Source organism: Aquipuribacter aurantiacus, from assembly GCF_051216895.1.
GTDB lineage: Bacteria > Actinomycetota > Actinomycetes > Actinomycetales > JBBAYJ01 > Aquipuribacter.
This window is the reverse complement of the sequence record NZ_JBPKAO010000011.1, coordinates 27,812-45,467: the sequence shown is the minus strand read 5'-3', so window position 1 is coordinate 45,467 and position 17,656 is coordinate 27,812. Positions and strand designations below refer to the sequence as shown.

Here is a 17,656-nt window from a genome sequence, read left to right as displayed (position 1 = left end):
CCATGCGCCACCGCACGGCGGCTCGTCACCCCGACCCCACAGATACCGGCCCCCTATCGACGCGGCAGACTCTCGAGGCGAGCCACCGCCGCAGAAACCGGCACCGAAGGCCTCCGTGCCCTCGGTTCGGTAGGGGATCCGCATCCGGAACGCTGGGGAGAACGTCTGGGCAGGGCCACGGGGCGGTCCTGCGGCGTCGGCCCGGGACTGCTCGGCGTCCACAGACCGGCGTTGGCTCAGACAGGCTGTCAGGACGCCCTGCTAGCGTATGTCACGCAGGTCGACAACTAGATGAGATCAGGCGACGCGGCACCCTAGGCCCGAGCTCCAAAGACGTGGCGGAATATCCGCGTGAGCAGGCCCCACACCGACACGAATGCCGTCGCGTCACAGATGACGCAGACCAGACGAGTGCCACCGTCGACGTGCCGCTCCCGCTCCACCGGCAAGGCGATGCCGCCCTGCTCCGTGGGATAGCCGGGGCGATCTGACCGTCGTCCACCCGCCGGTCCGCCCCCCGCACGTGGGGGCGTGCCTGCTGGTCCTTGGGAGACCCGTCATGTCTGCACCCGTCATCGAACGACCCACCACGACCACCGACCGCGCCGACGCCGCCTCCAATGGCCGCGTCCTCTCCCCCGCTCGTCCTCACCAACCCGGCGGCCTGGCCGGCCGCCTGCTGACCAGCGGCGAGCAGCGGGTGCAGGACGACCCGACGCTGCGGGCGAGCACGGACATGATCCGGACCTGGGCCGAGGCGTCCAAGGTCTGCGTCCGCCCCCTCCTGCGCAAGGTCACCGACCGCGACACCGGCGACACGTCCACCGTGCCCCTGCCGTGCGGGTCCACCCGGGAGCACGTCTGCCCCGCGTGCGCCTACAAGGCCCGCGGCCTGCGCCAGCAGCAGTGCCGCGAAGGCTGGCACCTCGAACACGAACCCCACCCCCACGACCAGGCCACCAGCGACACGAACCAGGAGGCCACCGACCCCAAGGACCCCACCATGGACAACGACCCCGACGAGCTCGAGGACGGCAGCAGCAACGAGGAGAGCAAGGGCCAGCGGGTGCGATCCACCCGCCGGCGCGACGACGCGGTCGCCCTACCGCACGTGCCGCAGGAGGACCGCACCGTCGGCCGCACGTGGACCGGGAACGACGGGACCGTGTACCGGCCCTCGATGTTCGTCACCCTCACCCTGCCGTCCTACGGGCGCATCTCCCCCGGCACCGGCACCCCCGTCGACCCCGACCGGTACGACTACCGCCGCGCGGCCATGGACGCGGTCCTGCTGCCGAAGCTGTTCTCCCGGTGGGTCGAGAACCTCCGCCGCTCCGCCGGCTACACCGTGCAGTACTTCGCCGTCGTCGAACCCCAACGACGCCTCGCCCCCCACATGCACCTCGCCCTGCGAGGCGCGATCCCACGCAAGCTGCTGCAGCAGGTCACCAAGGCCACCTACCTGCAGACCTGGTGGCCCGCCTTCGACCGGGTCGTCTACAGCGACGACCCCACCGAGATGGCCGGGGGCGCCGGCGGCGTGGGGGTGCCGTGCTGGGCCGACGGCGCCTACCGCGACCCCCACACCGGCATGGCCCTCCCGACCTGGCAGGAGGCCCTGGACGACATCGACGCCCAGCACCAGGCCGGGGCCACCCCGACCCCCGCCCACGTCGCTCGCTTCGGGACGCAGGTCGACATCAAGGGCATCACCGCCCCGTCCAAGGACGCCGACCGCGCCATCCGCTACCTCACCAAGTACCTCACCAAGTCCATCGCCGACACCTACACCCCCGGCACCACCAGCCCCGACGCTGACGCTGACTTCGACTTCGACGCGGGCGACCCTCGCGACCACCACGGCCACAGCGGCTACGAGCACGGCGCCGACGACGACGACCCTCGTGGCTTCGGCAGTGGTCCGGCTCGATGGGACGCGGCGTCCGTCCGAGCCACGGCGATACGGGCCCGGTACGAGGCGCACATCGACCGCCTGCACCAGGAGGTCCGGTGGCTGCCCTGCTCCCCGGAGTGCGCGAACTGGCTCCGCTACGGCGTGCAACCCAAGGACCCTTGCGCCGGCCTGGTCCCCGGCCGCTGTCCGAAGCGGGCCCACGACCGGGAGAACCTCGGCTACAGCGGCCGCCGCGTCCAGGTCTCCCGCAAGTGGTCCGGCAAGACCCTCGCCGAACACAAGGCCGACCGCGCCACCGTCATCCGCGAAACCCTCGCCGCAGCCGGGATGAGCGCGCCTGAGGTCGACCGTCTCGCCGTGGACCAGGTCCTCGACGACGGACTGCCCCGCTTCGTCTGGGAAGACGTCCCCACCACCCAGGACGACTACGCCATGGCCATCCTCACCTCCGTGCGAGAACGCGACCGCTGGCGCGAGCAGTACGAACACGCCAAGAACCACCCCCTCCCCGACACCGCCAGCAACCCCGTCGACGGTGCCGCGGGAATCGGGCCACCCGACCTCGCGCCTCCGGGTGGGGGCTGTGCGAACCCGATCAGCAGCGAACGTGAACCGGTCGATCTGGACGACGAGAGAGGCGAAGACGATGGATGAGCAACTGTTGTCTCGGGTGGACGTCGAGAGCGTTGTTGCCGGTCACCCATGGACGGGAGTCCGGCCATGAGCGAGGTCCCGCGGCCGGTCTCGGTGGTCCTGCGGCGTCGCTGGCACACGGTGCCGGAGGTCGCGGACATGCTGGGGTTCGGGGTGTCGAAGACGAAGCGGCTGGTGGCCGAGGGCGCGATCCGCTCGGTGAAGGACGGCGGGCACCGGCGCGTCCTGCCGGAGTGGGTGGACGAGTACGTCGAGCGGGTGACGCGGACCGGCCACTGGGGTGCGGCGTGACGAGCCGAAAGGTGCGGGCTCGGGCCAACGGTGAGGGGTCGATCTTCACGTACCGGAACGGGTTCGCCGCCTACGTCGTGGTCGACACCCCGGCCGGTGGTCGCCAGCGGAAGTACGTCTACGGGAAGTCCCGTGACGACGTGCACCGCCGGTGGGTGGCGCTGAGCCATGAGGCCGCTCGTGGGGCCGTGGCCACGAGCGTGCCGACGGTGGCGCAGCTGATGTTCCGGTGGCTCGCGGAGGACGTCCGTCCGAACCTGTCGCCCAAGACGGTCGAGAAGTACGAGATGTTCTCGCGGTTGTACGTCGTGCCTGGGCTGGGCGATCGGCGGGTCGACCGGTTGAGCGTGCGCGACGTGCAGGCGTGGGTGAACTCGTTGCGGGTCACCTGCCAGTGCTGCGCCCAGGGCAAGGACGCCGCCCGGCCGCAGCCCCGCTGCTGCGCGGTCGGGGCCTGTTGCGCTCAGGTCGTCTCCCCTCGGACGATCAAGGACGCCCGGGACGTGCTGCGGGCGGCGCTGGGCAGTGCTGCTCGGGACGAGCTCGTCAGTCGGAACGTGGCGACGCTCGTCCGGTTGCCGGCGGCTCGACGTCGCGCACCCGGGGCATGGACGGTGACGGAGGCGCGGACGTTCCTGGAGTCCGCCCGGTCCGACGACGACCCCTACTACGTCGCCTACGTGCTGCTGCTGGTACTCGGCCTGCGTCGCGGTGAGGTGCTCGGACTCGGCTGGGACGACGTCGACCTGAACGCCGGACACCTGCGGGTCGAGTGGCAGGTGCAGCGGGTCGGAAGCGACCTCATCCGCCGCGAGACCAAGACCCCGACGTCGGACGCGACCCTGCCCCTCCCGGGTATCGCCGCGGCCGCGCTCCGGCAGGCGAAGGAGCTGCGCCAGCAGTGGCAGGCAGCGGCCGGGGCGACGTGGGACGACCAGGGCATCGCCGGCGGTCTCGTGGTCACGACCCGCTTCGGCGGCGCGCTCGAGCCGCGCAACTTCTACCGGTCGTTCCAGGCCCGCTGCCGCGCCGCCGGCGTCCGGTCGGTGGCGGTGCACTCGACCCGCCGCACGTGTGCGTCGCTGCTCGCGGCGCTCGACGTGCACCCTCGGGTGGCGATGCAGATCCTTCGGCACAGCCAGATCGCGGTGACGATGAACGTTTACACGGAGACGTACTCCGAGGACACCGTGCGAGCCCTGCAGCGCCTCGGGGAGACCTTCGACGGGCCCGTGGGGGCGGCGTAGGTGTACTTCGTAGGTGTACTGCCCCTGATCGGGACCGACAATCTGGGTCGAAACCCGGTCTGACCTGGGTGGAGCTGAGGGGATTCGAACCCCTGACCCCCTCGTTGCGAACGAGGTGCGCTACCAGCTGCGCCACAGCCCCTTGCGAGGGTCGAGATTAGCACCGCGCGGGGGGTGCCCCGGTCCGTCCCACCGGCCGGCGGGCACCGGGAGGCGCCTCAGCCCGTGGCGCTGCGCGGCTGCTCGGCGGGGGTGTCGAGGCCCCGCAGGTCCACCTCGGCGGGACCGATGGTGCCGTCGGCCGCCGGCACGTCGGCGGGCGCGTCCTGCGGCCTCTCCTGCGAGGCCGGGGTGAGCACCTCGGCCGTGGCCGGCATCGACCAGGGCAGCGCGGGCGGGCGGTGGCTGGCCGGCTTGGACGCGTAGACCGGGCCGGGGACCTCGACCGGGGTCCAGGTCTCCGCGGCGTGCTCGGGCCGCGCGGCCTCCGTGCCACCAGCGACCGCGGGCAGGGCCGGCGGCTCGGCGACCTGGGTCCGGGGTGCGGCGGGGCGGGTCGCACGGTCGTCGAACACCTCGGTGGCGACACGGTGGGCCCGCGGCGGCAGTGCCCGCACCCGGACCGGCGCAGCGGTGGCGCGACGACGGACGCCGGCGACCGCGGCGCCGGTGACCAGGACACCGGTCAGCCAGGCACCGGCGACCGCGGGCGCCCAGACGGGCATCGTCCCGGCGAGCGCGGACCCGGCCGTGACGAGGAGCGCGGCCGCGCCGAGCAGGGCGGCCCAGGCGCGGACCCGCACGCCCAGGCGGGTGCGGCGGGCGTCCCGCCGGAGGGCCTCGGCGAGGTCGCGGGTGGGCCGCGCGGGCAGGTCGTCGGAGACCAGCGGACGGTCGGCGGTCAGCACGACCCGACGGGACGGGCGCTGCGCCGCGGGGCGGTGCAGCACACGCACGGCCCCGGAGCTGTGGTCGCCGCCCCGGTGGTCGAGGCGGGCCGCCCGCTCCTTGACGAGGACGGGGACGAGGTACAGCCCCCACAGAGCGAGGATCGCGACGAAGATGATCCCACCGGTGCCCACGGCCACGACGGTAGGCGTCACCACGGCCGTGGCCCCGGACGTCGGGCGCGTGTCGCGGCCGGGCCGTCGATCAGTGCGGCGGGGCCTCACCCCGGGGCCCCCGTACAGCGGCCCGGCGGGGGTCGTGCAGCCGCTCGTGCAGCCCGTCGGGGACCTCGTCGGCGGTGACCGCGAACGACAGGTGGTCCCGCCAGCCCCCGTCGATGTGCAGCAGCCGCAGCCGCAGACCCTCCTCGCGCAGCCCGAGCTTGCGGACCACGGCCAGGCTGGGGGCGTTCTCGGGCCGGATGTTGACCTCGACCCGGTTCAGGCCCTCCGCGAAGCAGTGGTCGACCACCATCGCCACGGCGCACGGCACGTGCCCCTGACCGGCGACCCGCTGGTCGACCCAGTACCCGACGCTGCCGCTGCGGTAGGCGCCCCACGCGATCAGCGACACCGTGACCTGGCCCGCCAGCCGCCCGTCCACCTCGATCACCAGCGGCACGGCGCGACCCTCGCGGGCCTGCCGACGCAGCCCGGACACCATCTGCGCGAAGCTGGGCGGGCTGCCGCCGTCCGGGGAGGTCGCCTCCCACGGGCGCAGCCACTCCCGGTTGCGCAGCTGCACGTCGTTCCAGGCCGCCAGGTCCCGACGGCGCAGCGGCCGGAGCCGGGTCCGGCCGTGCTCCAGCGTCACCGGCCACAGGGTCACCGTCGTCGCCCTCCACGTCGTCCCGCCCCCGCGGTGGCGCGCACCCCCCGGTCCGTCACGACTCCCCGCGTCCGTGCCCGTGGGCCGAGACGCCGGCGAGCATGGCGGCGGCGTGCGGCAGCAGCGGACCCAGCAGCTCCAGCGCGTCGCGGCAGGCCCCGGTCGACCCGGGCAGGGTGACCACCAGGGTGCTCCCGGCGACCCCCGCGACCCCGCGGGACAACGAGGCCGTCGCCACCCCGCGCCGCAGCCCGTCCGCCCGCAGCGCCTCGGCGAGGCCCGGGACCAGCCGGTCCAGCAGCGGCTGCACCTGCTCCGGCGTGGTGTCGTCGGCGGTCAGGCCGGTCCCGCCGGTCAGCAGCACGACGGCCACGTCCTCGGCCAGGCAGCGGCGCAGGGCGTCGGCGACCGGGTCGCCGTCGGCCACCACCAGCGGCGCGGGCACGTCCCAGCCCAGCTCGCGCAGACCGTCGACCAGCAGCGGTCCCGAGCGGTCCTCGGCCTCCCCGGCCGCGGCCGACGTGGACACGGTCACGACCCGCGCGCTCCCCAGCGGCGGCGCGTCAGTCCCGGACCCAGTCACCGGACCGCCCCCCGCTCTTGGCCACCACCCGCACGTCGGTGATCTCGCTGCAGCGGTCCAGCGCCTTGACCATGTCGACCACCGCGAGCCCCGCCACCGCCACGGCGGTCAGGGCCTCCATCTCGACCCCGGTCCGCTCGGCCGTGCGCACCGTGGCCCGCAGGCTGACGCCGGCGTCGACCACCGTGACGTCCATGACCACGCCGTGGATGGCGACCGGGTGCGCCAGCGGCACCAGCTCCGGCGTGCGCTTGGTGGCCTGGATGCCGGCGAGTCGGGCCACGGCCAGCACGTCGCCCTTGGGCACCGTCGCGTCGCGCAGGGCCCGGACGACCACGTCGGAGCAGCGGACCAGACCGGTCGCGGTCGCCTCGCGGACCGTGACGGCCTTGGCGGTGACGTCGACCATGCGGGCCGCCCCGGCTGCGTCGACGTGGGTGAACCCCGCCCCGCCGGTGGGGCTCGAGGGTCCCGCGGACCCGGGTGTGCCTGTCATGACGTCTCCTCGCTCACGCCCGGCCCCTGCCGAGCACCAGGCAGTCCAGCACGGAACCGACCTCCACGCCGGTCGTGGCCTCCGGGACCTCGGCCAGCGCGTCCGCCGCGGCCAGGTCGGCCACCAGGTGGCTGCCCTGCCCCCCCACCGGGGTGCAGACGACCTCGGCCCCGTCGTGGGACAGCGCCACCCGGGCGTACTGCCGCTTGCCGGCCGGCGAGCGCCAGCCCTCGCGCACGGTGGCCCGCACCCGGGGCCGCCCCACCTGGGCCTCCCCGAGCAGGGTCCGCAGCACCGGCCGGGCGAACACCTCGAACGACACCATCGAGCTGACCGGGTTGCCCGGCAGGCAGAGCACCGGCACCCGCCCCTCGCCCAGGACCCCGACACCCTGCGGCCCGCCCGGCTGCATGGCCACCTTGCGGAAGGTGACCGTGCCGGTCTCGCGCAGCAGGGACTTGACCACGTCGAAGGCCCCCATCGACACCCCGCCGGAGGTGATGAGCAGGTCCGCCCGGTCGACGGCGTCCGCCAGGGCGGCCCGCAGCCCGTCGGCGTCGTCGTCGACGGCCGGCACCCTGGTCACCTCGCAGCCGAGCTCGGCGGCGTAGGCGGCCAGCCCGATCCCGTTGGAGTCGTACACCTGCCCCGGTCGCAGCGTCGCCCCCGGCTGGACCACCTCGTCCCCGGTCGACATCACCACCACGCGGGGCACGCCCCGGACCCGGACGTGCTCGCGCCCGACGGCCACCAGCAGGGACATGGTCCGCGGCGACAGCCGGGTGCCGGCGCGCAGCACGGTCTCCCCCGCCTGCACGTCGTCCCCGGCCCGACGCACGAACCGGCCCGGCGTGGCCGGGGCCCGCACCTGCACCTGCGCGGTCCCGCCGTCGGTGTCCTCGACCGGCACGACGCCGTCCGCGCCGGGCGGCACCAGGCCCCCGGTCATGATCCGGACAGAGGTGCCGGGCGCCAGGGGGGCGGGCACGTGGCCGCCGGCCGCGACGTCACCCAGGACGGGCAGCACGACCGGGTGCTCGGGGCTCGCACCGGCGACGTCGGCGCAGCGGACCGCGTAGCCGTCCATCCCGGAGTTGTCGTCCCCGGGCAGCGGGGCCCGGGCGACCACGTCCTCGTCGAGGACCCGGTCGAGGACCTCGGTGACGGGCAGCACGACCGGGGGCAGCGGGCGCAGGAGGGCCAGGCAGTCGGCCAGGTGCTGCTCGACCGGGACCGGACCGCCCGCGCCGCGGCTCACGACGAGGAGGCGGCGCCGCCGTCGGCGACGAACTGCTGCAGCCAGGCGCGGAAGTCCGGGCCCAGGTCGTCGCGCTCGCTCGACAGCTTGACGACCGTCTTGAGGTAGTCCAGCCGGTCGCCGGTGTCGTAGCGACGACCCCGGAACACCACGCCGTGGACGCCGTGGCCCTCGCCGTCGGTGGTGGCCAGGGTCTGCAGCGCATCGGTCAGCTGGATCTCGTTGCCACGCCCCAGCGGGGTGTGGCGCAGCACCTCGAAGACGGCGGGGTCCAGCGCGTAGCGGCCGATGATGGCCAGGTTGCTGGGCGCCTCGTCGACGTCGGGCTTCTCGACCAGGCCGGTGACCCGGACCACGTCGTCCTCACCGGTGGGCTCCACCGCCGCGCAGCCGTAGAGGTTGATCTGGTCGGCCGGGACCTCCAGCAGCAGCACGACGCTGCCGCCGTACCGGGACTGCACGTCGAGCATGCGGGGCAGCACCGGGTCGCGCGGGTCGATCAGGTCGTCGCCCAGCAGGACCGCGAACGGGTTGTCGCCGACGTGCTCCGCGGCGCACAGCACCGCGTGGCCGAGGCCCCGCGGGTCGCCCTGGCGGACGTAGTGGATGGTGCCCAGGTCGTTGGAGGCCTGGACCTGGCGGAGCAGCTCGTCCTTGCCCTGCGCCTGCAGCGACGCCTCGAGCTCGGCGTTGCGGTCGAAGTGGTCCTCCAGCGCCCGCTTGCTGCGGCCGGTGATCATGAGGACGTCCTCGAGGCCGGCGTGGACGGCCTCCTCGACCACGTACTGGATCGCAGGCCGGTCGACGACGGGCAGCATCTCCTTGGGCGTGGCCTTGGTCGCGGGCAGGAACCTGGTCCCCATCCCGGCGGCGGGGATCACGGCCTTGGTCGTGCGGCGTTCGGTCGACGTCATGGGTGGACCCTAACGGGGGCGACCCTGGGCCGAGGAGTCCCGCTCCGAGGACCCGAGGGCGCCGGCGGGGCTGGACAGCTGCACCAGCCCGGCGACCTCCACCCGGTCCCGGCCCCCGGTCTTGGCCCGGTACAGCGCGTCGTCCGCGGAGCGCATCACGTCGGTCGCGGTGCTGCCGTGGTCCGGGAACGCCGCCACCCCCACGGACGCGGTGATGACGATGTCCGGGCCGTCCGGCAGGTGGAACACCTCCGACCGGATCGCCGTCAGCACCCGCTCGGCGAGCTTGGTGGCGCCGTCCACGTCGGTCTCCGGCAGCAGCAGCGCGAACTCCTCACCGCCGTAGCGGGCCACGGTGTCGACCTCGCGGACGCACTCCTGGACCCGGCGGGCCAGCTCGCGCAGGACGGCGTCGCCCGCGGCGTGGCCGTAGGTGTCGTTGACGGGCTTGAACCGGTCGATGTCCAGCATCAGCACCCCGAGCGGGTGCGAGAACCGGCTGGCGCGCTCCAGCTCTCGGGCCAGCATGGTGGTCAGGTGGCGGAAGTTGTTGACGCCCGTGAGCGGGTCGGTGACCGACAGCCGCTCGACCTCCTGGTGGTCCTTGATGTTGCCCAGCGCGGTGCCGGCGTTGCTCGCCAGCGCCCCGATGGCCTCGAAGGCGACGGCGTCGTACCCGGGCGCCCCCGGGTCGCGGGCGACGACCACGGCGCCCAGGGGACGGCTGGTGCTGCCGAGCGGGATGGCCAGGACCGGTCCCAGCCGGTCGGTCCCGGCCAGCTCGATGACGGCCCGCTCGGCCAGGGCCCGCTCGGCCACCGTCTGCAGCGCCTGACGGGTCGTGTCGTCCAGCGCGTCGGGGCCCTCGGTGCGCGAGTCCGAGCGCAACGACAGCACCCGACGTCCCAGCCGGGAGGACCGGTCGTTGTGCAGCGCCAGACCCATCGGCGCCTCCGCCGCGAGCAGCGCGGCCTGCAGCACGGTCTGCAGGAGGCCGTCGCGGTCGTGGGTCTGCTGCAAGGCGTCGCCGAACCGGCTGAACGCGTCCAGGAACGCCCCGCGGCGCCGATGGGCGTCGGCCTCGCTGGCCCGCAGGTCCCGGGCCAGCGAGCCCAGGACGGCGGAGACGCCCTTGACGTCGGCGTCGGCGTCCGCCGGGGCGCCGCCGGCGGCGGCGAGCAGGTCCTCCCCGGCCGCGATCCGGCGGGCGAGCTCGGCGAGCTCGGTCAGCGGGCGGGTCAGGGTCGCCGACAGCAGCCACACCAGCGCCACGGCGCCGAAGGCGGTGACCACGAACGCGATCGCGAGCCTGCGGTCGACCGACGGCTGCATCTGGCCCACGGCCGCCACCCGCAGCCCGGGGCTGGTGGCGGGCTCACCGGTGAGCACCGGGCCGGCCAGGACGTAGCGGCGGTTCATCACGGCCCCGGTGCGCGAGGGGTCCGCCGCGGGCACGGTCTGACCGACGGCCAGGGTGCCGACCTGCTGGAGCAGCTCCTCCTCGAAGCGGGCGAGCTCCTCCTCGGCCCGGACCTGGTCGACGACCACCTCCGACCCGTCGGCGGACCCGGTGGAGGTCCCACCCGCGGTCCCGGTCACCGGCGCGCCCAGCAGGTCGGGGACGAAGGTCGACGACGTCACCAGCACCCCGTCGCCGTCCAGCAGCACCAGGGACCCCGCCCGGAGCCCGACCGCCGTGACGAGCCGGTCGACCGCCTCGCCGTCCAGCGCCGAGACCGCGAGCACCGTCCCCAGCAGCTGGCCCTGGACGACGACCTGCACCTCCACGGCGAGCGCGGCGGGGGTCCCGATGCCCCCCTCGCCGCAGGAGCGGCCCAGGTAGGGCTGCGGGTCCTGGGCGACCTGCTCGGCGCCCGGTCCGCCGGTGGCCAGGACCCCGCCGTCGACGTCGAGCAGCACCACGGCCCAGGGGTCGTCGGGGGTCGCCGCGGCGGACACCACGGACTGGGCGGCGTCGGCGACCGCCTGCTCCGGGGAGACCGTCGGGTCCGCCACCGACACGGCCACCTGGAGCCGGGTCGCGACGAGCGCGGCGCGGTCGCCCACGGCGGCGCAGTCGCGCACCAGCAGCGAGGCCGTCGCGGTCGACGCCTCCTCCAACCGGATCTGCCGCTCGTTGCCCACCGACTGCGGCAACAGGACCCCGGCGATGGTGAACACGCCGAGCAGCGGCACGACGGCAGCGACGACGAGCGCCACCGCCACCCGCACCCGCACGCTCATGGCGCCTCCATACCCGGGCGCCCTGGTGGGCACCGTGTCCGAACAGCCAGGATCCTCCCATGCACCCCGGTCCAGGCTCCGCCAAGCAGGTGACGCGTCGCCGGGTCCGTCTCGACCGGGCCGCCCGGGGTGTAGGGGCGGCCGGCCGCGCGGCCGCGGCCCTCGGGGACAGGGTCCCGGAGCTGGTGGCCCTGGTCGCGGACGGCTCCGCCGGATCGGGCCTGACGGTCGCCGCGTACGTCTCGTGGACGAGGGAGCCGGGCACCGGGCCGCTGCGGCTGCGGTTGGCGCAGCTGGGGCACCGGGTGCTGCTGCCGTGGCTGGAGGACGACCTGGACCTGGACTGGGTGGTCGACGACCTGGCCGGCCCCGCCGACCCCACGGACCCGGCGCTCCCGGACCTGGCGCTCCCGGGCCTGACGCCCCCGGACCCGATGCGCCCGGAGGGGGTGCGGCTGGGCCGCGGCGCCGTCGCGGACGTCGACCTGGTCCTGGTGCCCGCCCTCGCCGTCGACGGCGCCGGCACCCGGCTGGGCCAGGGCGGCGGGTCCTACGACCGCGCGCTGGCCCGGCTGCGCCCGTGGGTCCCGCCTCCGGCCGGGGCGCCCGGCAACGGCCGCCCGCTGGTGCTGGCCGTCGTCCACGAGGAGGAGCTGCTGCCGGCGGGCGAGCTCCCCCGCGAGCCCCACGACGTCACCGTCGACGGGGCGCTCACCCCGTCCGGCGTGAGGTGGCTGGGCGCCCGGCTCAGCCGTCCGCCCGCAGCACCAGCCGCTCCCGGGCCACCGCCTCCACCGCCTCGGGCGTGACCGCCCACGGGTAGGACCCGCCGTCGACCCAGGTCCCCAGCTGGTTGCCGTGGTAGCGGTCGGTCGGGTGCCCGGACACCCCGGTCAGGTCGACCCAGCGGGACCCGCCCACGTCCGCGGGGTCCGCGGGGACGGACAGGTCGACGACCATCCGCATGCTCGGCACGGCTGTCACCTCGAACGTGCCCGAGGACGCGTCCCAGGACGTCGCGTTCACCACCCCGGTCCCGCCGGGCAGCCCGACCGTGGACAGGTTGAACAACCCGCGCACCGGCGCCGGCACGGCCTCGCCGCCCAGGGGCGTGTGCTGCGGGGTGAGCGTGTGCACCTGCCCCCAGGACCAGCTGTCGGGGTCCTTCGCGACCTGCCGCGTCAGGCGGAGCCGGGCCTCGACGAGGGCCTGCCGCAGCACCTCGTCGCGGGACTCGACGACGTTGACCGTCGTCACGTCGTCCCACCAGGCGTCGTCGGGGCTGCGGAGCAGCTGGGCGACCACGGTGAACCAGCGCGAGCCGCCGTTGGGGTGCAGCTGCAGCGGCAGCTCGTCGTGGAAGGCGCCGGCCAGCAGCTCGGCCCAGACGGCGTTGAAGTACGCGGCCGCCGCGGAGTCGCTGCTCTGCGAGCCGTCCCAGTCGCGGAGCAGGTCCACCCCGTCGGCGGTGAAGTCGTCCAGCCCGTCCACGTCCAGCAGGTAGGGCAGCAGCGTCTCCGCGAGGGGGTTGACGTCGTCCAGCTGCAGCTCGGCCATCTCGTCCGCGGTGACGTCGCCGCGCTCGACCAGCCCAGCCAGCGCGGTCTCGAGCCGGGCCGCGCGGTAGCCGTGGTCGGTGTCGACGCCCAGGTAGGGGCCGCTGCCGACCGTCTGGACCCGGTTGTTGGCCGTGACGAGCCAGCCCCGTGCCGGGTCGACGACCACCGGCAGCTGCTCGGCGGGCACGTAGCCGACCCAGTCGTAGGCCGAGGTCCAGCCGGGCACCGGGACGCGGCCGTCGCCGGCGGCCCGGACCGGGACGCGGCTCGGGGTGACGTAGCCGATCGACCCGTCCGGGCCGGTCTCGGCGAAGACGACGTTCTGGCCGGGCACGTCCAGCAGGCCCGCGGCCTCGACGACCTCCTCGGCGGAGGTGGCGCGGTTCATGGCGAGGACCGCCGCCATGGTCCGGCCGGGGTCCGACGCGGTCCAGCGCAGCGACACGGCGTAGCCCGGGCCCCGGGTCGGCGAGCCGGGCGCGACCGGGAGGCCGCGCCCGATGGACACCAGCGGGTCGACGACGTCGCTGAGCAGCGGCCCGTTGCCCGTCTCGCGGACCTCGAGGGTGACCGGTTCGCCGCCGGCGACCTGGATGACCTCCTCGCGCACCGTCAGCGGCAGCATCTGCCCGTCCAGCTCGTACTCGTCGCCGACGACCCGTTCCAGGACGAAGTCCGTGTGGTCGGCGTACAGCGTGGTCAGCCCCCACGCCACGTCCGGCGTCCGGCCGACGAACACCCCCGGCAGGCCCGAGAACGAGAACCCGGTGACGTCGAACGGGCACTCCTCGCTCACCCGGCGGCAGTGCAGGCCCACCTGGTGCCAGGTCGAGGGGGACGACGGGGCCAGGTGCGGGTCGTTGGCCAGCAGCGGGGCGCCGGTGTCGGTGTGCTCGCCGGCGACGACCCACGAGTTGGACCCCAGGCCCTCGACGGCCACCCCGCTCAGGTCACCACCGGTGGACAGGGCGGCCAGGGTGTCGGCGAGCGCCTGCTCCCCCGGGCGCCCGACGGCGGCGAGCGCGGCCTCGGCGGGCTGCACCGCAGCCGGGTCCACCGCGGCCGGGTCGGCGACGACCGCCCGTCCGGAGGTGCCCGAGGCCAGCACCTCGTCGGGGACGATCAACGGGTTGGTCGCGGGGTAGGCCGGGTAGAGCTGGTCGACCCGGGCCGGGGTCTCCCCCCGGGCCAGCAGCAGGCCCCGCCCCAGCTCGTCGGAGTAGTTGGACCGCAGGTCCCAGGCGAGGGCCTTCAGCCAGGACAGGGAGTCCACCGGGGTCCACGGCTCGATCTCGGCCTCGGGCAGCTGCAGCGACAGGACGGTGTAGGCCAGCGACAGCCGGCCGGGCGAGCGCTCGTCTAGGTAGGCGTTGACGCCGGCGGCGTAGGCCTCCAGGTAGGACACGACGACCGGGTCCAGCAAGTCCAGCTCCGCCTGGGCCGTGCGTCGCCAGCCCAGGGTGCGGACGACGACGTCGGCCTCCAGCGCCTGCTCGTCGGCGCCGACGAGCTCGCTCAGCCGGCCCGCCGTGACGTGCCGCCGGACGTCCATCTCGAAGAACCGGTCCTGGGCGTGCACGTATCCTTGCGCCCGGAACAGGTCCTCGGCGGTGTCGGCGTAGACGTGCGGGACGCCCTGGGCATCCCGGACCACGTCCACGTCGGCCTGCAGACCCGCCAGGGCCGCCTCCCCGGAGCGGTCCGGCACCGCCCGTCGGACCGACACCGCGACCACCGTCAGCCCGACGACCAGGACGACGACCAGCAGGCCCGCGACAGCCAGACCGACCCGACCGACCACCGACCGCCTCGTCACCAGGCGAAGAGTAGGCCAGGCCGCCTGTCAGGAGGACGGACCGATGACCGCGGTTTCGCCCGAGCTCACGCTGGTGCTGGGTGCGCTCGTCCTGATCGCCGCGGTCGCCGCGGTCCGGCTGGCGACCCGGACCGGGCTGCCGTCGCTGCTGCTGTACCTGGGCCTGGGCGTGCTGCTGGGCGAGGACGCCCTCGGGATCCCCTTCGACGACGAGGAGCTGGCCCAGACGATCGGGTACACGGCGCTGGCGCTGATCCTGGCCGAGGGCGGCCTGACCACCCGCTGGGAGTCCATCCGCCGGTCGCTGGCCCCCGCCGCGTCCCTCGCCACAGTCGGGACGTGCGTGTCGTTCCTGGTGACCGGCCTGGGGGCGTGGCTGCTGCTGGACGTCGACCTGGTGACGGGGCTGCTGCTGGGCGCCGTCGTGGCCAGCACCGACTCCGCGGCCGTGTTCTCGGTCCTGCGCTCCGTCAAGCTCCCCCGCCGCCTGGTCGGCATCCTCGAGGCCGAGTCCGGGCTGAACGACGCGCCGGCGATCCTGGCCGTCCTGGCCCTGACGGCGGCCGCGGCCGGCACGTCGGAGTCCGCGTGGTGGGTGTCGGTCCTGATGGCGGCGGGGGCGCTGCTGATCGGCGTGGCGGTCGGCGTGCTGACCGGCCGCGGCGGGGCGGTCGTGCTGCGGCGCCTGGCCATCCCGTCCTCCGGGCCGTTCCCGCTGGCCGTCCTGGCCGTGACGGGCATCGCCTACGGCGCGGCCGTCCTGGCCGGGGGCAGCGGGTTCATCGCGGTCTACGTCTGCGCCCTGGTCCTGGGCAACGCCCGGCTGCCGCACGGCAGCGCCATCCGCGGGTTCGCGACCTCGCTCGGCTGGCTGGCGCAGATCGGCCTGTTCGTCCTGCTGGGGCTGCTGGTCACCCCCTCCGACCTGCCCGCGGTGCTGCTGCAGGGCCTCGCGGTCACCGCGGTGCTGGTCGTCCTGGGCCGCCCCCTGTCGGTCGTGCTGTCCCTGGTGTGGTTCCGGGTGCCCTGGCGCGACATGGCGTTCCTGTCGTGGGCGGGGCTGCGCGGCGCCGTGCCGATCGTGCTGGCCACCATCCCGGTGGTCGCCGGCCTGCCGGGGTCCCAGCAGGTGTTCAACGTCGTGTTCGTCGTCGTCGTCGTGTCGGTCCTGCTGCAGGCGCCCACGCTGCCGGCCATGGCGAGGCTGCTGGGGATGCGGGAGGACCCCGACAGCGACGACGTGGACGTCGAGAGCTCGCCCCTGGGCCGGATGGGCGCCGACCTGCTCGAGTTCAAGGTGCACGACCGCTCCCGGCTGCACGGCGTCAGCGTGCTGGAGCTGCGGCTGCCGCAGCCGGCGCACGTGTCGCTGATCGTCCGCCCCGACGGGGCCGTGGTCCCCACCCCCACCACGACGCTGCGCCACGGCGACGCGGTCCTGGTCGTCACGACCCCGGCGGTCCGGGAGCGGGTGGACCGCCGGCTGCGTGCGGTCAGCGAGGGCGGCCGGCTCGCGGGCTGGGGCGGGGACGGCCCGCAGGGGCCTCCGGGTGGCAGGCGGAACACCTGAGGCCGGGTTACGTTGACGGGACAGCGGCGGCACCCTGACCTGCCGCGACGGAGGGAGCGACACGTGCCTGCAGCCGTACCCGACCTGTCGGTCGAGCCGCCGGCGGCCGACCTGGCGGACGGCTCGGACCCGGCCTCGACGCTGGTGAGCGGGCCCATGCCGGAGCCCGACCTGGCCGCCGCCACGGACGCCGCCCGGTCGTTCCTGACGGCGCTGGGCGTGGACCTGTCGGCCCCGGGCCTGGACCGCACCCCGCTGCGGATGGCCAGGGCCTACGCCGAGATGTTCCACCCGCGCCCGTTCGAGATGACGACGTTCGCCAACGACGAGGGCTACGACGAGATGGTGGTCGCCCACGGCATCGGGTTCACGTCGGTGTGCGAGCACCACCTGCTCCCCTTCAGCGGGCACGCCACCGTCGGCTACCTGCCCGGTGAGCGCATCGTGGGGCTGTCCAAGCTGGCCCGGGTGGTGGAGCTGTTCGCCCGTCGCCCGCAGGTGCAGGAGCGGATGACCCAGCAGGTGGCCCGCTTCCTCGCCGACAGGCTGGCCCCCAAGGGGGTCGGGGTCGTGCTGGTCGCCGAGCACTCCTGCATGACCGTGCGGGGGGTGCAGGCCCAGGGCAGCAGCACGACGACGTCGGCCCTGCTGGGCCGGATGCGCGAGGACGCCCGCACCCGCGCGGAGTTCCTGGCGCTGTCCGGGCGCTGACCCGACACGCACTACCCTTGGCACTCGACGGGACGGAGTGCCAGTCCGTCCACCACAGCTGCGGGCCCGCCGGCCCCACGACGCCAGGAGGCCACGTGCCGACGTACGCCTACGCGTGCACCGCGTGCGATCACGAGTTCGACGCCGTCCAGAAGTTCAGCGAGGACTCGCTGACCGACTGCCCCGAGTGCGCCGGGCGCCTGCGCAAGAAGTTCGGCGCCGTCGGTGTCGTGTTCAAGGGGTCGGGCTTCTACCGGACGGACTCCCGCAACGGCTCGGGCGCACCCGCGTCGGGCGGTTCCTCGGACAAGTCCTCCTCCGACAAGTCCTCCTCCGACTCCTCGGAGAAGTCCGCCGCGAAGTCCGCCGACACGTCGTCGTCCGGCTCGAGCGGCACGTCGGACAAGGCGTCGGCGAGCAGCGGGACGTCCTCCTCCGGCAGCGCGTCCAAGGCCTCGTCCGGCTCGAGCACCACCAGCGGCTCGAGCAGCTCCGCCGCCTGAGCTCCGCCGGTCCGCCGGTGGCCGGTCCGCCGGCACGCCCGTCCGCCGGTGGCCGGTCTGCGGACCGGGCCGCGTCCACAGGTCCGTGACGCGCGGCGCCGTCCACAGGCCGGCCACGG

Annotated in this window: 15 protein-coding genes and 1 tRNA gene; 7 read left to right on the top strand and 9 right to left on the bottom strand. The window is 74.8% G+C overall.

Annotated elements, in window-relative coordinates; all coding sequences use genetic code 11:
• Positions 1-559: 559 nt before the first annotated feature.
• The 3 genes from ACR80Q_RS14360 (at position 560) to ACR80Q_RS14350 (ending at position 4,107) form a co-directional block, all read left to right on the top strand.
• A complete protein-coding gene (locus tag ACR80Q_RS14360; protein ID WP_435378321.1) occupies positions 560-2,569 on the top strand; it encodes a replication initiator in 2,010 nt (669 codons plus the stop codon).
• A gap of 66 nt (positions 2,570-2,635) precedes the next feature.
• Positions 2,636-2,860: a helix-turn-helix domain-containing protein gene (locus tag ACR80Q_RS14355; protein ID WP_435378320.1), complete on the top strand. Its 225-nt coding sequence runs from the start codon at positions 2,636-2,638 to the stop codon at positions 2,858-2,860.
• Positions 2,857-4,107 carry a site-specific integrase gene (locus tag ACR80Q_RS14350; RefSeq protein WP_435378319.1) on the top strand — a complete coding sequence of 417 codons (1,251 nt, stop codon included), beginning with the start codon at positions 2,857-2,859 and terminating at the stop codon, positions 4,105-4,107. Before ACR80Q_RS14355 ends, ACR80Q_RS14350 begins: the two co-directional genes overlap by 4 nt.
• A 69-nt stretch (positions 4,108-4,176) precedes the next feature.
• Here ACR80Q_RS14350 and ACR80Q_RS14345 read toward each other — a convergent pair.
• The 8 genes from ACR80Q_RS14345 to ACR80Q_RS14310 all read right to left on the bottom strand — a co-directional run bounded on the left by ACR80Q_RS14345 (position 4,177) and on the right by ACR80Q_RS14310 (position 11,378).
• A tRNA-Ala gene (locus ACR80Q_RS14345) sits at positions 4,177-4,249 on the bottom strand.
• Positions 4,250-4,325: 76 nt separating this feature from the next.
• Positions 4,326-5,189, bottom strand: coding sequence for a hypothetical protein (locus ACR80Q_RS14340; protein ID WP_435378318.1), 864 nt, complete (start codon positions 5,187-5,189; stop codon positions 4,326-4,328).
• Between the two features lie 70 nt (positions 5,190-5,259).
• On the bottom strand, positions 5,260-5,868 hold the full coding sequence (locus tag ACR80Q_RS14335) for a GNAT family N-acetyltransferase (RefSeq protein WP_435378317.1): 609 nt from the start codon (positions 5,866-5,868) through the stop codon (positions 5,260-5,262).
• 70 nt (positions 5,869-5,938) lie between these two features.
• Positions 5,939-6,418, bottom strand: a complete 480-nt coding sequence (locus ACR80Q_RS14330) for a MogA/MoaB family molybdenum cofactor biosynthesis protein (protein WP_435378316.1) — start codon at positions 6,416-6,418, stop codon at positions 5,939-5,941.
• Between the two features lie 28 nt (positions 6,419-6,446).
• Entirely contained in the window at positions 6,447-6,962 is a 516-nt protein-coding gene (gene moaC / locus ACR80Q_RS14325; protein WP_435378315.1) for a cyclic pyranopterin monophosphate synthase MoaC, read from the bottom strand.
• A gap of 13 nt (positions 6,963-6,975) precedes the next feature.
• Complete coding sequence (gene glp, locus ACR80Q_RS14320) at positions 6,976-8,220, bottom strand: molybdotransferase-like divisome protein Glp (RefSeq protein WP_435378314.1); 1,245 nt, start codon at positions 8,218-8,220, stop codon at positions 6,976-6,978.
• Positions 8,217-9,134: a UTP--glucose-1-phosphate uridylyltransferase GalU gene (gene galU, locus ACR80Q_RS14315; RefSeq protein ID WP_435378313.1), complete on the bottom strand. Its 918-nt coding sequence runs from the start codon at positions 9,132-9,134 to the stop codon at positions 8,217-8,219. Before galU ends, glp begins: the two co-directional genes overlap by 4 nt.
• Before the next feature lie 9 nt (positions 9,135-9,143).
• Complete coding sequence (locus ACR80Q_RS14310) at positions 9,144-11,378, bottom strand: GGDEF domain-containing protein (RefSeq protein ID WP_435378312.1); 2,235 nt, start codon at positions 11,376-11,378, stop codon at positions 9,144-9,146.
• 59 nt (positions 11,379-11,437) lie between these two features.
• On the opposite strand from ACR80Q_RS14310, the gene ACR80Q_RS14305 reads away from it, so the two are divergent.
• Positions 11,438-12,187, top strand: coding sequence for a 5-formyltetrahydrofolate cyclo-ligase (locus ACR80Q_RS14305; protein ID WP_435378311.1), 750 nt, complete (start codon positions 11,438-11,440; stop codon positions 12,185-12,187).
• Here the strand turns inward: ACR80Q_RS14305 and ACR80Q_RS14300 are convergent.
• Complete coding sequence (locus tag ACR80Q_RS14300) at positions 12,126-14,753, bottom strand: penicillin acylase family protein (protein ID WP_435378310.1); 2,628 nt, start codon at positions 14,751-14,753, stop codon at positions 12,126-12,128. The genes ACR80Q_RS14305 and ACR80Q_RS14300 overlap by 62 nt on opposite strands.
• A gap of 43 nt (positions 14,754-14,796) precedes the next feature.
• Between ACR80Q_RS14300 and ACR80Q_RS14295 the strand changes: the two genes are divergently transcribed.
• The 3 genes from ACR80Q_RS14295 to ACR80Q_RS14285 all read left to right on the top strand — a co-directional run bounded on the left by ACR80Q_RS14295 (position 14,797) and on the right by ACR80Q_RS14285 (position 17,537).
• Positions 14,797-16,323, top strand: coding sequence for a potassium/proton antiporter (locus tag ACR80Q_RS14295; protein WP_435378309.1), 1,527 nt, complete (start codon positions 14,797-14,799; stop codon positions 16,321-16,323).
• A 63-nt stretch (positions 16,324-16,386) separates the two neighbouring features.
• Entirely contained in the window at positions 16,387-17,034 is a 648-nt protein-coding gene (gene folE, locus ACR80Q_RS14290; protein ID WP_435378308.1) for a GTP cyclohydrolase I FolE, read from the top strand.
• Positions 17,035-17,129: 95 nt separating this feature from the next.
• Complete coding sequence (locus ACR80Q_RS14285) at positions 17,130-17,537, top strand: FmdB family zinc ribbon protein (protein ID WP_435378307.1); 408 nt, start codon at positions 17,130-17,132, stop codon at positions 17,535-17,537.
• Positions 17,538-17,656 lie beyond the last annotated feature (119 nt).